The 14,462-nt window shown below is 56.4% G+C and carries 11 protein-coding genes; 5 read left to right on the top strand and 6 right to left on the bottom strand.

Annotation, left to right across the window (positions count from 1 at the left end):
* Positions 1-2 precede the first annotated feature (2 nt).
* Entirely contained in the window at positions 3-1,337 is a 1,335-nt protein-coding gene (locus M1D44_RS24865) for a hypothetical protein (RefSeq protein ID WP_439004745.1), read from the top strand.
* On the opposite strand, the gene M1D44_RS24860 is transcribed toward M1D44_RS24865, so the two are convergent.
* The gene (locus M1D44_RS24860) at positions 1,334-2,068 is read right to left on the bottom strand and encodes a hypothetical protein (RefSeq protein ID WP_439004744.1); all 735 of its coding nucleotides are present in this window, start codon (positions 2,066-2,068) and stop codon (positions 1,334-1,336) included. The two genes, M1D44_RS24865 and M1D44_RS24860, sit on opposite strands and share 4 nt — an antisense overlap.
* Positions 2,069-2,676: 608 nt before the next feature.
* On the opposite strand from M1D44_RS24860, the gene M1D44_RS24855 reads away from it, so the two are divergent.
* Genes M1D44_RS24855 through M1D44_RS24840 form a run of 4 tightly spaced genes read left to right on the top strand, consistent with a single transcriptional unit; the run spans position 2,677 to position 9,226 of the window.
* Positions 2,677-3,501: a TnsA endonuclease N-terminal domain-containing protein gene (locus M1D44_RS24855; protein ID WP_439004743.1), complete on the top strand. Its 825-nt coding sequence runs from the start codon at positions 2,677-2,679 to the stop codon at positions 3,499-3,501.
* On the top strand, positions 3,498-5,753 hold the full coding sequence (locus M1D44_RS24850; protein WP_439004742.1) for a Mu transposase C-terminal domain-containing protein: 2,256 nt from the start codon (positions 3,498-3,500) through the stop codon (positions 5,751-5,753). The genes M1D44_RS24855 and M1D44_RS24850 overlap by 4 nt, the downstream gene beginning before the upstream one ends.
* Positions 5,753-7,351 carry an ATP-binding protein gene (locus tag M1D44_RS24845; protein WP_439004741.1) on the top strand — a complete coding sequence of 533 codons (1,599 nt, stop codon included), beginning with the start codon at positions 5,753-5,755 and terminating at the stop codon, positions 7,349-7,351. The genes M1D44_RS24850 and M1D44_RS24845 overlap by 1 nt, the downstream gene beginning before the upstream one ends.
* Positions 7,352-7,366: 15 nt before the next feature.
* The gene (locus tag M1D44_RS24840; RefSeq protein ID WP_439004740.1) at positions 7,367-9,226 is read left to right on the top strand and encodes a TnsD family Tn7-like transposition protein; all 1,860 of its coding nucleotides are present in this window, start codon (positions 7,367-7,369) and stop codon (positions 9,224-9,226) included.
* A 784-nt stretch (positions 9,227-10,010) separates the two neighbouring features.
* Here M1D44_RS24840 and M1D44_RS24835 read toward each other — a convergent pair.
* The 5 genes from M1D44_RS24835 to M1D44_RS24815 all read right to left on the bottom strand — a co-directional run bounded on the left by M1D44_RS24835 (position 10,011) and on the right by M1D44_RS24815 (position 14,459).
* Positions 10,011-10,709, bottom strand: coding sequence for a haloacid dehalogenase type II (locus tag M1D44_RS24835; protein ID WP_439007802.1), 699 nt, complete (start codon positions 10,707-10,709; stop codon positions 10,011-10,013).
* 357 nt (positions 10,710-11,066) lie between these two features.
* Positions 11,067-11,387 carry a helicase gene (locus tag M1D44_RS24830; RefSeq protein ID WP_235193222.1) on the bottom strand — a complete coding sequence of 107 codons (321 nt, stop codon included), beginning with the start codon at positions 11,385-11,387 and terminating at the stop codon, positions 11,067-11,069.
* A gap of 123 nt (positions 11,388-11,510) precedes the next feature.
* The gene (locus tag M1D44_RS24825) at positions 11,511-12,356 is read right to left on the bottom strand and encodes an alpha/beta fold hydrolase (protein WP_112188783.1); all 846 of its coding nucleotides are present in this window, start codon (positions 12,354-12,356) and stop codon (positions 11,511-11,513) included.
* A gap of 83 nt (positions 12,357-12,439) precedes the next feature.
* Positions 12,440-13,411 carry an alpha/beta fold hydrolase gene (locus tag M1D44_RS24820; protein WP_024978120.1) on the bottom strand — a complete coding sequence of 324 codons (972 nt, stop codon included), beginning with the start codon at positions 13,409-13,411 and terminating at the stop codon, positions 12,440-12,442.
* A gap of 46 nt (positions 13,412-13,457) precedes the next feature.
* Positions 13,458-14,459: an NADP-dependent oxidoreductase gene (locus M1D44_RS24815; protein ID WP_316854161.1), complete on the bottom strand. Its 1,002-nt coding sequence runs from the start codon at positions 14,457-14,459 to the stop codon at positions 13,458-13,460.
* Between the last annotated feature and the right edge of the window lie 3 nt (positions 14,460-14,462).

The raw sequence follows: 14,462 nt of genomic DNA, 5'->3' as shown, positions 1-14,462 counted from the left end.
CCATGCCCGCCACTTCGAGCATTCTGAATACCGCGCCAGCGCTGGATAGGAAAATTCGTGAATCTGTACGAGGGACGTTGGGTTGGGATGCGACGACCTACAAGCGTTATCGCTCGAATATGTCGTCGTCCCAGCATGAGCAGCTCATCGACTACGGCCGGGTCTGCGCCGAGATGGCTCGACGATACAAACACTGGTCGAGCAACCTGATGCTCGAATGGCGTGGCACCGAGAAAAAAAGCGTCTACATCTCGCCGTATGCGCAGGAGCAAGCCCCCCAGGGAGTTCAGAAATTAGCGAAATATCGCTTCGCGTATCTCGATTTGCTCTATGAACACTTGCCACTGACTGAGCGCAAAGTATTCGGCGAACTGCTGTCCCCATGCTACCTGGCAACTGGATGCATGCCGGACATCAAAGCTTCCTACGTGCTGTACAAGTTGCAAGATGTGCTGATGCAGACGCGCGCGTTTCTCTACCACCAGAGGGGAGCGAGGCAACTTTCGTTGCCGGTCGCCGGCATTGAGCTAACGGACGAGACGCGGCGGTACGTTGACCTAGTTCTGGCCTCATTTCTCGAGTCTCCCGCTGAGAACAACGACTCTTTGTTTGCGCAGTTGCTGCTCAATACGGCCATCAATCGTTGCCTATTGGAGTTGGCAGAACACTCGCGCTTGGACCGGCAGGCCGCCAAGGGAATGGAAGCGCTCGTGCGGCACCTACAGCAGCGCTATCCCGACCACCGATTGCCGCTAGTGCACAACGTGGACGATGTTCGCAATACAGTGGCTTCAGCCATGGACTTGTGCGCACCTGGCTACGACTGGCGAGAGTTCAAGGGGCACGCCCTGGATAACGTCCTACTGCGCGCCCAAGCCGTGGCTGATGCCGACCAGACTACGCCGCAGTTTTCTGATGAAACCCCCCATCGTTTGCTGCTTACCGCGCTGGCCGTGGCTTGGAGCTACTGCACAAGGGAGAAACATGACTCGCGTTTGGTCCAAGATAACCGTCGTAAGCGCGACGTCATCGATGGGCGTTCGCGCGAGGACGCGCGGACGTATCAGCCGAACTTGCGCTTCTATCATGAGCGGCAGCTCAAACTCTTATGGTTTTCCCGGCAGATGGATTTGCTCCGTGCAGAACGCATAGCGCAGCAGCACGCCGTGTCTCAGCACTTTAGAGAAATCTTTCAAGCCTACTTGTGCCGGTTCAAAGGGCTAACGCTCATGCAGTGGGCGAAGCTCGATTGGGAGCTGTCCGACTTGCTACGCGGTAGCCCTTGGGACAAGGAAGAACCATTGGTTGCTGAAGCGTCCCAGCGCACGGTGCGCTAACTCGGATTCAGGGCAGCGTCGACCACACTCTGTGTCGCTTCAGGAGTCGCTCTGATTTCATCAAGGTCGCTACCGTCTGACGATATGACGAAGCCCCTTATCTTCCCGGGCCCGACGGTTACCTTCACTTGGTTTGATGTGGCCCTGAGGTTGGCCCCGTCAAGATGAATGAGTAGGGCGCCACCGGTGATGCCATCCGCCTGCGAATAGAGGTCTCTCAACGTCTTCGCTCTGCTGACGACATGGTCGCTGAACTCTGCAGCATAGGGTAGTGAGGTAAAGACCATGACCCGGTACTTGCTTCGAATGAGCAGCAGCTTCAGATAGTCTTCGACAACGTTTCTCATTAGAGGCCCCGGGGAAGAAGCGCTCTCGCCCCCGAGTTCAGACTCCACTGCTAGGAGGGCGTGCAACGTCTCACCGTGACACGTGAACGGCTGGCCCCGGCTGAGGACTTTAGTTGGTGAAAACGTTGTCACCAGGACATCCGTCAAGTACTCCCTCTTGCGCTCGCCGGATAGGAGAACCTCATAGTCTCGAGAAAAAGTCTCGTGGAAGAACGCCTTTATCGACGAGGTGATGGCGGCCGTCTCGACGGGCGACTCGCGCAGTAGATGCTCCCCAAATCGTGTGAAGAGGCTTTGGTAGAAGCCTATGAGGTTGCTCGTGTCGATGCCGTGCTCAACCTGCATCGCAACGACTTGTGCCAGGTTCGCGTCTGTGTTCTTCATACCAATATGGCTGGTCGTTTGAGCTGATGAAAGGTTCGATGCCTGCACTAGGAGCATTTGGCAGTACGAACAGTAGCTGGCAGGTTCGCGCTTGCGCGAAGGCGTAGCATTTTTGTTACATGCGCAGTGCAACTAAGTTGCCAGCGACAACTGCTGTGATAATGTTGCGCTTGAGGTCAATTGACTTCGTGGTCGCGCCGGTATTCCGGCAAACGGGTCGGCTGCTCGTTAGACCGCGAGGATGCTCGCAGAGGAAACTCTGCAATCCCCTACCGCCATACTCCAGTTCCCCCTGACCTCAATCGGGCGTCCGCCCGGCAAATCCGTTCAACTATGGATGACTACTTCGGCTGTAAGCCGATGCTGGTCAGGGAACTCTATGCTGAATCACCACCCGTCTCCTGATGCCCGCAACTGCGGGCGCGCATCGCTGTCGCCACTGCGCTCGCATTCGGCTCGTGCCGTCCGCGCACACGAATAGCGGCCCACTTACTTCTCGCGCTTAACCGAACTGAAACGACGCCTTCCGGCGTCTGACGGCACACGCTCGTCCATACCAGTTCGCTGTTCTGCTGTCGTAAGGGCACTCAGGTTCCGATTCTCAAACTATGCAGGTGCTTGCGTTGGCACGATTCAAATACCAAATGACAGCCGCCAAACTGCGGCGCTTCAAGAAAGAACGGCGGGGGCACGGGGAACGCGCCTCCTACCGCCCGTGGCTCACTGTCGGCGACGTCCCTTCCAAGGGACGGTCGCATCGGGTGTCGTGCCAGAAGACCGGCGGCCGAACAATGCACTTCCTTTCCGACCATGAGTACGTGGCGTTCCTCGAGCTTTGGTGGGACGCGGACGTAAGCGACATCCGCGAGCAGTATCCACTGGGTCTGATGCGCACCCTCCGCATAGCCGGGCAGCTCGGAGTGAAGCATCCAATCGACCAGCACACTGGCATCGTCCTGACGCAAACGACAGACCTTTTGGCAACTAGGGGGCTGCGCGACGCGGAGACCTTCCACGCATGGGCCGTGAAGGATAGGTCAGCGCTTTCCGACCAGCGAACCATGGATAAGCTCGAAATCGAGCGACGTTACTGGAGCGAGTTGGGGGTGCCCTGGCAACTGGTTGTGAATGACGGGCTGAATTCATCTCGGGCCTTGAACCTCGATTGGTTGCTGGAATTTGAAAATACGCTGCGCATGGGCAAGGCTCAACTAGACGCCACGTGTGTGACACGAGTGCTCGAGGCTGTGCGTGAGGGCCGAGCGATTGTGGCAGGGACAGGGTGTGCGGCTCTTGACCGGCGATGGAACTCGAAGCCAGGCGCTCACCTTTCTGCGTTTCGATTTCTCCTCTTGTCGCGGCTGTTGAAAGGCAACCTCGAAGCCAGCGAATTTTCTCGACAGTTGCTCTCCTCATTCGAGGTGGCCCGATGAATACTGTCAACCATCCTATTCCGCTAGCAACTCGCCTACTCCTGCGTGAGGTTAAAACCGGCCGCGTCTATCGCATCGTCACTCCAGAGGGCGCGAGCCACTACACGATGCTCTGCGATATCAATGACGACTCTTGGCCGTTTCCGGAGCCAACTGAGACTGTTCGACAGCGGCTGCACCCTGACGCGCCAGAGGATACGAAGCTCGTCGTTGAACTCAAGGACCCGTGGTCATCGACCGAGCGCAAGCCGAGAGTCGGCTACGACAAGGCGAAGCTCGAGGCCGACTGGACGTTGATTGGCCCGCTGATTTCCGGTGAGACAGCCTGTCGGGTGATGCACCCAGAGTTCCGCAACAAAATTCTCGAGCACCATGCTGCCGCACACGGTACTTCGCGACAGAGGCTCTCTCGCCTGCTCCGTCGATATTGGAAACGGGGCCTTACGCAGGAAGCGCTCATAGATGACATGGACCGTTGCGGTGGCGCGGGTAAGCCAAAGACCTTTGCCGGCCAGAAGAATGGTCGGCGGCCGAAGAATCGCTGGCCGGGCGCACCATTGTGGGAAAGCACGAAGAAATGGCTGAATATCGCTGCCGACTGGTATCTAGCTGACCCCAAAAAACGCACTCTGCAACTTGCGCTTGACCAAATTGCCAAGTTCTTTGGTTCAAGTCGCGAAGTCTTGGACCCGCAGGGCCGCCCCATAACCGTTGAGATTGACCGCACAGCTCAGCCGACGATACGGCAGTTGAGATACCTCATATACACAGAGCGCCCGTATTCAGTACGGAGGCGAGCCAAGCTTGGCGAAAAAGGGTTCACTCTCACTGGCCGTGCATTCAATGGTCGGGCGGACCAACACGTTTCTGGGCCCGGCGACTCGTTCGTTATCGACGCAACCATAGCGGATATATATCTGGTGTCGCAGTTCGACCGAACGCTCATCGTGGGACGTCCCACCATCTACTTCGCGGTAGATGTCTACAGTCGCCTTATCGTGGGCATCTATGTGGGCTTTGAACATCCGTCATGGATGGCCGCGATGGCACTACTCATCAATGTCGTGACGCCCAAGGTCGCGTTCTGTGCGCAGTATGGAATCCCCATTCGCGAAGGCCAATGGCCAAGTCACTATCTCTCTTCGCGGGTTCTTGGTGACAAGGGGGAAATGATGGCTACGCAAGCAGGCCCTCTCATTGTGGAGAGTCTCGGCGTCAAAATCGAAAACGCTCCCTCAGGACGTGCAGACTTCAAGGCAATCGTGGAGCGGCGTTTTGGCATCGTGCCTAGCAAGTTCAAGGCTTTTGTGCCGGGTTACGTCGAGAAGGATTTCAATCAACGCGGGGCCCGAGACTATCGTCTCGACGCAGCGCTGACCATTCACGAGTTCACCGAAATGGTCATATGGTCGGTGCTGCAGTGCAACGCCGCACCAATCAGCGACTTTCCCACGCCTCCGGACGCAGTGGCGGATGGCTTCGCGCCAACGCCTCTGGACCTGTGGACACACGGCATTTCGACCCGCTCTGGAACGCTGCGCTCGTTCTCCATTGACGAGGTAAGACGCAGTGTGCTGCCTCGTGCGACTGCAACGGTCACCCACAAAGGCATATCGTTTCACGGCGTCTTCTATGAATGTCCAACAGCGGTGCACAACGACTGGTTTGTCAAAGCGCGAGTTGCCACGTGGCGCGTGAAGATTGCGTATGACCCTCGAGACCTTGGGCTGATTTGGCTTTGCGACGATGGGGGATTCGAAGAGTGTTCCACCCGTGGAACGAACTCGAAAGAATTCAACTTTGCTGGCGTAACACTGGCCGAACGCGTCGACCTTCAGGAACGAAATGGACAGAACGTGGAGTTGGCTGAGGACAAGCACACCAATCTTCGAGTGTTGGCCAACTCCAAGGTTGAACACATCGCCGAGAAGGCGATAGCTGCCACCAAGAAGGCCAAAGCGGATGCTGGTGTATCTAAGCTCTCCACCAAAGATATCGGAACAGCGAACACCGCAGAGCGGGAAGCAAGCCGCTTGGGCGAGGCAGGTGTCGGCTCTGACCTTAGCGTTGGACCAAAAGGAACGAGTAGCACTCAGGCGTCGCGAGTAAATGCCACTGCTTCATCGCCCGCCGACACCGACGCGACGTGCCAGCAAGATGACATCTCGGACCACGAAAGCAACTTGCAGACGATGAGCACTGGCAAGGACAAGACTCTGGCCATGCTCCGCAGAATTAAGGGGAAGCAGTGATGGCCACAACACGGAAAAAACAAGAACCGGCAACACGCCTTTTCGACAACCCTGAGCTTCTTTGGGTCGATGCAATTTATACGGAGCGTGACGAGGACCTTGGTGATAACAACCCGCTCATCCGCGCGCTGCCATCGCTCGTCACAACCGAAACCGTTCTCGAGGAATTTCGTAACGCGCCAACGTTCGATGCCGCTGAGCGGGCCCTCTCAGCAAACGCCAGAATTTATCGTGTCGGTTCGTTGAATCTCTACATCGAACCGCTGACGGTTCACCCAGAACTGATTGAGTCCATGTTCCGGGTGATTACTCAAGGCTACGCATGGCGGAATCCGCTGGTCAATATTCCGAAGCTCGTCCGGAAGCACTACGAGATGAGCATGACTACAGGAAGGCTGGTGCCAATTGTGCCGCCGGCACCCGCACATGCTGCGAGTCTCGCGCTCTTTGGGGTATCCGGCGTAGGAAAGACCACGTCTATCAACCGCATTCTGTCGTTCCTTCCTCCCGTTATTCGCCATAAGCGACTTCGTGGCAGCAACTTGCAGGTCGTTTGGGTCAAGTGCGACTGCCCACCAGACGGCAGTGTCAACCAACTGTTTCACTGGCTCCTGCTGGAGTATGACCGTCTTCTTGGAACCCGCTATGCAAAGGAGGTTGGACGCGATGCGCGTCTCGACCAATTGATTAACAAGGTAGCGGCTGTCGCCAAATACCACAGCACGGGCATCATCGTCATTGACGAGGTTCAGTTCGCCGTTAACGCGGCGAAGCGTCGTGGCGACGCCCTTATGGACTTCTTCGTGACGTTCTCCAACGTCGTCGGCGTCCCCATGATGTTGGCCGGGACGCCGAAAGCCCTGTCCTTGTTTGAGACCTCATTCCGATTGGTCAGGCGAACTGGTGACCACGGCGCAATCATCCACACAAATTTGGCCTTCGACGCCGAGTGGCAGCTGTTTCTCGAGGCGCTGTTCGAGTTCCAGTGGATTCGAGAGCCAGCGGCTCTCACACCGCAACTTAGCAAGGCCATCTACGATGTCACGCAGGGAATCCATTCTCTGGTCGTTCGCTTGTTTCAGCTTGCACAGATTACGGCTATTCGTGACGGCTCGGAAAAGGTAACTGCTGCGTCTATCCGCCAGTTGGCGAAAGACAGGTTCGGCCCCGTTCAGCCAATGCTGAACGCGCTGCGTAGCAAAAGGCGTAATCGCATCGAGCTCTACGACGACCTACTGGTGGCCACGCTGGTTGGCTTGGAAGAGGGTGTGAAGCAAGACACGCGAACTGCCCAGCTCAAGCAGGCCACGGAGCGTCGACAAGCGACAGCTTCGCAGCTCTCGGCAGTTTCTTCATTAGTCTCATCAGGCATGGAGCAAGCACACGCATTGAAGGCCGTTACACGAGCACTTCAGGAAGACCCATCGCTATCCGGAGTACGCCTTTTGGCAGCAGCGCTCAGCCAAATGGACGTTGAGCCTTCGGTTCCACCGGAGGCCAGTGCGCTTGAGGAGCAAAGCTTGAACGACATCATCCACGGCACTGAAAACGTCGACGAAGCGCTGGCGGCGCTCCAGCGTGCCGGCGTTATGGCCTAGAGTGGAGCGAGAACGATGCCCATTGCTCTTCCTTTGCCATATGAAGATGAACTCCTGTATAGCGTCATCGCCCGCTACATGGAGTTGCTGGCAGTCGACAAACCCACAAACGTTGTCCAAGCACTCTTTGGTCTACTCAGATTTCCATCAGCTGATTTGATGTGCGGTCTGGGTGAACTGGCCCGGCAGACCTATGATTCATGGGGGTTGTCGAGCAAAGAGATTGCCGACCTTTATACGCCGCTACCTTACTACGCAAGCTACGCCACTGACCGTGCGCGTAAAGCGGCATATCAGGCCATTGCGCGTGATGGCCACTCCAGAGCATCACAGTTGCTCGGACAGGCTACAACCAGAGTTGTTGGTCCAGTGAACTTCCGATTCTGCGCGCAGTGCGCGCGTGAGGATATTGCCAACCATGGTGAGGCCTATTGGCGGCGGTCATTCCAGTTACCCGGAGTCATCGCCTGTCCCAAGCATCGGTTGTCGCTTCTGGAGTCCAGCGTTCCCACGAGGCCTCGTTCCTCGACAGAGTGGCATACCGCAAACACTCTTATCACGGCCTCGCTTGAGGATGACTCGAAGCAAAATTCGCTATGGAATGGCAATTTACACCTGCTTGAGGTCGCGCGCAGGTCCATCGACTTGCTCGCGCATGACACGACTGAGTCCTTTCCTGCCATGGGCGAGCACTATCTTTCCCTTGCACGAGCTGCAGGACTCACGCGCCCCAGTGGCATCGTTGACGTTGATGTGCTCAGCCGGGAGATGAGAGCCATGTATGGCGAAGACTTTCTAAACGCCACTGGACTTTCCGAGTCCCCAGACCAGGGGCTGAAGTGGCTCAAAGATATGATGAGTCGCAAGGATGCGTCATATCAACCGCTACAACACATACTTTTGAGTCATCTTTTGGAGTGCTTCACAACTTCAACGGAAAATGCTGGGCAGGCGAAGCTAACAGCACGACAGAATTTTACTTGTCCCAACCCTTACGCGACACATGGGGTCGGTCATGTCATTGAAAAGGTCAAGGTGACACAGACAGCGGACGGGCGTATTGGTAGAGCGTACTGCAGCTGTGGAATGAAATTTTCCTTTCGGCGATGCCGAGCAGGAACTACCGAGCCGGAAATCGTTAGGGTCGCTGACTATGGGAAGGACTGGCGCGAATCTGCTCGGGCTATGAAGCGAAAGGGAGTGCCACCCGAAACAATCGCAACGGAAATGGGAGTGTCTGTACACTCCGTCAAAGCGATGGTGGGCAGGAAGCACGCACGTGACGCGATACTCGTCGAGGTTCACATCCTCGAATGGAGACGTCAATGGAACCTGCTACTTGAAACCGTTGCGCCTCTTGGTCATGAGGCTGCAAGAAATTTGAACGAGAGTCTCTACCTTCGGCTAAATAGACACGATACGGCCTGGTTCAGGGAATCTGGCAGGCGCTGCAAGCGCAAGCCCAAGGCGCGTCCGAGGGGACCCCGAGTTGACTGGGAAACTCGCGACAAAGCATGGAGCGAAGCACTGCGGGCCGCAGCAGCCAATCTGTACGCATCTGCGTCAAGGCCCATGCGAGTGAGTGTGGCCGCAATTATCGAGAAGGCAAATGTTTTCCAATTCAGCCTGAGGCGGTTGAAACGTCTGCCCATGTGCCGAGCTGCACTATCTGAGTTGGCAGAGTCAATTGAGCAGTTCCAGATTCTGCGGCTTGAACGAGAGGCGCAATCCATGTTTGACCAGGGGCAGTCGATTGTTCCCTGGAAGCTCTTGAGACGAGTGGGTATGCAAAAGCCTCAAGTGACGCCATTGATTCAGGCGACCATCGACCGGCTCGTGGATGGGGTTGGGGCACGGTCACTGCAAGGGTTGTGATAAATCCACAACCACCGACGACGGGAGGTCAGTCAAGCTGTGGCCACTGACCAGAATATCAACATGATGTTGGTTTTTTTGGCGGATGGCGGGTTATCCAGCGAGCTGGCAGCTCCTCGATTACCGATAGCTACTATCCTTGCGAAGGGCAACGTTTCGGCAGCCCGCATGCCTCAAAAAGCCGTCCGAGCTATTGCAATTTCGAACTTGCATGAACTTCAATCGGTGTGCGAACCACACTGGCATCGACTGGCTGCGCGGTGTAACTTCCCTCGCCAGCTCCGCTGCCCGGAGAGAGCAGCAATAAGGGGTCCCGCACAACCCTATTTAAGGATGCACTATTCCCCCCGCTCACCGCCAGCCCACTGGGGGCAGATTGGTGTTCTGCCTCCCTCAATGCGCTAAGGACAAAACCGCTGTCGCCACCATGCAGCGTGACGTCTGCTGGTGTCGAAGGCACGGGGATGATGTAGCTTTTTTTTTGCGCGCAACGCCCCAGGCGAGGGGCGGACCAACGTCCATCAGCCGTTGCAAGACAAAAAAAGTCTGGCCAACTAGGCGCCATGCGGTTGGCCAGACTTTGTGTCTCTCATTTGTCTCTAGATGAGCCCCCTTGGTACAGACTTTTTTTCTTGCCGGTCTGAAGGGGGGCAAATAAATCAACGGCTTAGACGCGATTTTGGTACAGACTTTTTTGTCTCCCGTCAGCACCACTGACGGCACACAAAAAAGTCCGCACTCGGCCGTGAGCCGAAGTTATCTGTGATCCAGCTGAGGGCGCCGCTCAACAGTTGAGAAGGCTTGCCAGGTCGATCAGATCCTTGGCATGAAAGGTGTTATCCGGGTGCGCGGAGACATCCTTTTGCCGAGATGGTCCATATTCCATCGGCCTTTCGATATAGGCGGTCCTTAGCCCTGCCGCTCTGGCATGAGCCAGGTCATCTTGGTGGGCTGCCACGAGCATGACTTCGTCTGGAGTCACATCGAAGACTTGAGCGACACCTAGGTATGTCGCTGGATCGGGCTTGTACTTGCGAAAAACTTCCGCCGATAGGATGCAATCCCAAGGCAGTGCAGCGCGTTTAGCCATATTGGCAAGCAATCCAATATTGCCGTTCGATAACGTGCAGATGGTGTACCGCGACTTCAGTCTCGTCAGACCTGCCACCGTATCCGGCCACGCATCCAAACGATGCCAAGCCTTGTTCAAATGGCGCTTCTGACCTTCGTTCAGATGCGTCACATGAAACGTATCCAGAAGGTCATCGAGAATCATTCTGTGAAGATCGTCGATCGACGTCCAGTCGAGCTGGCCAGACATTACCTTCTGCATAGCCGGCATGTATCCGGCGCGCCAGGCTAGCGCAAACTTGTCCGGGTCCACGCCGAGGTTCATCGAGCGGACTTCGCGCATAACGCCTTGGTGCCAGTCAACGACTGTCCCAAACACGTCAAAAGCGAGGATTTTGATGTGATCGGCCATGGCGCGGTTCATAACGTTGCTCACCTCGTGACTATGTGCGACGAACTCTCGCGAAGTTCGCGTTGGAAGATTCGATCTAGTCCACAGACGCAGACGATAGCTCTTGGCCCGGAGGGGTGCTCGGAGACAAGTGGTTCACGACCAGCTCGTGGATTGCAGTTAGCACCCCAAGGTCGAGTTCCTTTGCGTCAACCGCTCCGAAATGCTTGACCCAGCTTTTGAACAGGTCCGCTTGCTCCTCAGAATACGTTGCATCGCAATCTTTTTCTACCAGGTTGGACAAGGTTCTCTCCTCTCATCAGTCATTGCAAAAGATATAGCTTGCGCCATCTCTGTGTGGCCGGGCTTCAATTGCCGTTATGGCTGTTTTGCGGGCTTCAGGTATTCAGTGAGTCCCTGAAACCACATCACCTCGAGAAAATCTCCACTGATATCGAGATCTTGCCGGTGTAGCGCCGTCAGAAATGCATCTTTCGAATCCTTTGCGGAGAGAATTGCAAAGCCTTTGGCGGCGTCTCTGAATGTCATCGTGAACTTCGGGCTGTTGGTTAAGCCTGAATTGGAATTGATTTTTCCATTCCTAATGATGAAATAACGCCCGATCCCATCCAGTGTTCTGATCTGAAATGTTAGATCTTTCGCGCTGACGTAGTCGGCACACGCGGGGTCTTTATTCACGGCCCTCTTTAGCAGCCTCGATAGTGCCCACAGAAGGAATTTAAATTTAATCATGGTGATATGGTTTGCTTATTTTTGCGAAACCAAGCATGGTCAAGCGGGTTCCATGTCGCGTTTCGTGCATTATTCGTCCAAGAACTGGATGGCATGCTTCAGAAATCTGTGGGGGTACTGGAACTGGGCTGCATGACCAGCGTCCGGATAAATAAACAACTGTGCGTTCGGAATGTTCTGAGCCATGTGCCACGAGTTGATTGTCGGGATCATCACGTCATTCGCGCCGTTTAGGATGAACGTCGGCTGCTTGATCTCATGCAAGTGAGCAAAGGGCGCGTTGAGATCGAGTTTTGGCAGGAAGTACATATTTGCCTCGACTTGGGCCTGCGTGACTGCCGGGGAACTGGGTGGGTCTTGGTCCACACGCTGGTGACGGCGCTCCCAGAAATCGCGCCCGGCCTGTTGTGCCGTTTCTGACCGGCCGAAGAACAAGAACAGGAAGTCTTCCACCGTGGGTACCGGTCGCGGCGCAACCTCCAGCACACGGGGATCTGAATCCGGATTTCCTCCGCGGGGCCCAGTGCCGAGCAGCATGAGCTTGCGCACCAGATCGGGATGCCGACGCGTCAGGTCCTGAGCCTGAAAACCACCGAGTGAAAAGCCCAGAACATCGACCTTACCGAGGCCGAGTGCGCGTATGACCGCGGCGGCATCGTCGGCCATATGCTCAATTCGCGTGCGTGGCGTGCCCGAAGACGATGCGATGCCACGACCGTTGTAGAGGATGACTTCGCGCCCTGCTGCCAGACCATCGGTCATGAGCGGGTCCCAGTGATCCATGCCGCCCCGGAAGTGCTGGAGAAAGAATAGCGGCGGCTGGCCACTCGTCGGGTTACCCCAACGGCGGTAGGCGAAGCGAGCGCCTTCGACCTCAACGAAGCGCGTAGGAGCGGTGAGGTGGGTGTCAGTCATATTGGTATCTCCGCGTTGAATCGGAAGACCGCGTGTTCGGCATGGTCGACCACTGCGATTGCGAGCCGGAATGCGAGTTGGTTTCAGTGGCTGTCAAGAAACTCGAGTGCCTTGGGCACAAAGTCGGCGTAATACTGGAACACCGCGCCATGGCCGGAATCGGGATAGATGAGGAGGCTGCTGTTCGGTAGGCGCCGTGCAAGGTCTTGCGAGTTCTTGCTCGGTACCATCCGGTCACTTTCGCCGTTGACAACGAACACGGGAATCTTCACGACTGACAGATCCGCTGGCTCTTTCAGCCCCCAGACGCGCAGTGCCTCCAACTGAGCCAGGAACGCGGTGACGCTGATCTCCTTATCGCGGTTCTCCGAGCGCTCCTTCAGCCGCTCCAGGAATGCCTTTCCTGCCTCGATGCCGTTTGGTGTGCGGGTGAAGAAGAGGTACTGCTTCGGATCCTGGCCGGTGAAGAAGCCTCGCGCCATGTCGTAGAACGTCACGCCGGAAACCGTGCTGATGCCTTCGCCGCCAGCGGGCCCTGTGCCCGCGAGAATCATTTTACGAACGAGCTGGGGCTCCTTCAGCGCGATTTCCTGGGCGATCATCCCGCCCATCGAGAAGCCGAAGAGATCCACTTGTTTGAACCCCATCGCCTTGATGAAAGCGATGGCGTCGTCAGCCATTTCCTCAATCGACTTCGACGGCGTGCCACTGGAAGCCCCCACCCCGCGATTGTCGAAAGTGACAACGTGATGCGCAGCCGCAAAGCCGTCTACGACGCGAGGATCCCAGTTGTCGAGCACAGCCGCCAAGTGGGCAAGAAACACCACCGGCGTGCCACCGTGCTGCCTGCCGAGCTCCCGGTATGCAAAATCCACTCCGCCTGCAGTGATGGTTTGCGTTGGCACCGTCTTCCAACTGACCTCTTGTGCCTGCATTGCCAGCGGCGGGGTCATCTGCGCCCCGGCCGACGGGGAATCAGCGGCTCTCGCCGTGGATGAAATGAGTGTTGCTGCCAGAGCGAGTCCGAGCAGGCTTGTTTTCAGTAGATGACGCATTGCATTGATCTCCAGGAGCCGGGCATTCGAAACGGGGCAGTGGCGGCTATTTGATCTTCACGACGACCTTTCCCTTCGCTCGCCCGGTTTCGACGTAGGCCATGGCCTCGTTGGTCGACTCGAATGGAAAGACTCGATCCACCACGGGGTGGATATTCCCCGCATCAATCAGACGCGTGATCTCGCGCAACTGGTCTCCAGCTGCCCTCATGAACAGGAACGAAAAGTTGATTCCGCGGCGTTTCGCTTTTCGTCTGATACCGGCGCTGAGCATTCGCGCGAACAACTTGACGAACCAGGGCGCCCCAATTTCTTTGGCGAATTCCGGGTCAGGTGGCCCGGAGATGGAGATGAGTTTTCCGCCGCCCTTGAGCAGGCGGAGGGATTTGTTGAGTGTCTTGCCGTCTTGACTGTTCAGGACCACGTCGTAGTCGCGCAAGATGTTCTCGAAGTCCTGCTTTTTGTAGTCGATGACGACATCTGCATGAAGGCTCTTCACCAACCCAACATTGGCCGTGCTTGTTGTTGTCGCCACCGTTGCACCAAGATGCTTGGCCAACTGGATAGCGAATGTTCCGACGCCTCCCGAGCCCGCTTGAATGAAGACCCTTTGCCCTTTCTTCAGCTTTGCTTTCTCGACCAGCGCCTGCCATGCAGTTAGCCCCACCAGCGGAACGGAAGCGGCTTCTTCCATGGTGAGTGTCTTGGGCTTGAGCGCCAGCGAACTTTCTCGAATCGCGATGTACTCGGCGAAGGCGCCAATTCGAAAATCCTCCGGCCGGGAGTAGACCTCGTCGCCAACTTTGAACTGCCGTACTTGAGCCCCGACTTTGACCACCACGCCTGCGACGTCGTGACCCATGACGAACGGTAGGCGGTAGGGCAGGATGAGCTTGAACTCTCCGCTTGCGATCTTAGAGTCGAGCAGGTTCACGCCCGCAGCATGAACTTGGACCAGAACTTCGTCTTCGCGCGGTTCTGGAATCGGTACCTCGCCGAATCGCAGGCCGGTCTTGCTCCCATATCGATCGACGATAAATGCCTTCATCAT

This window comes from Ralstonia sp. SA306, from assembly GCF_054792405.1.
The sequence above is the reverse complement of the archived record's forward strand: the minus strand, read 5'-3'. Positions and strand labels throughout refer to the sequence as shown.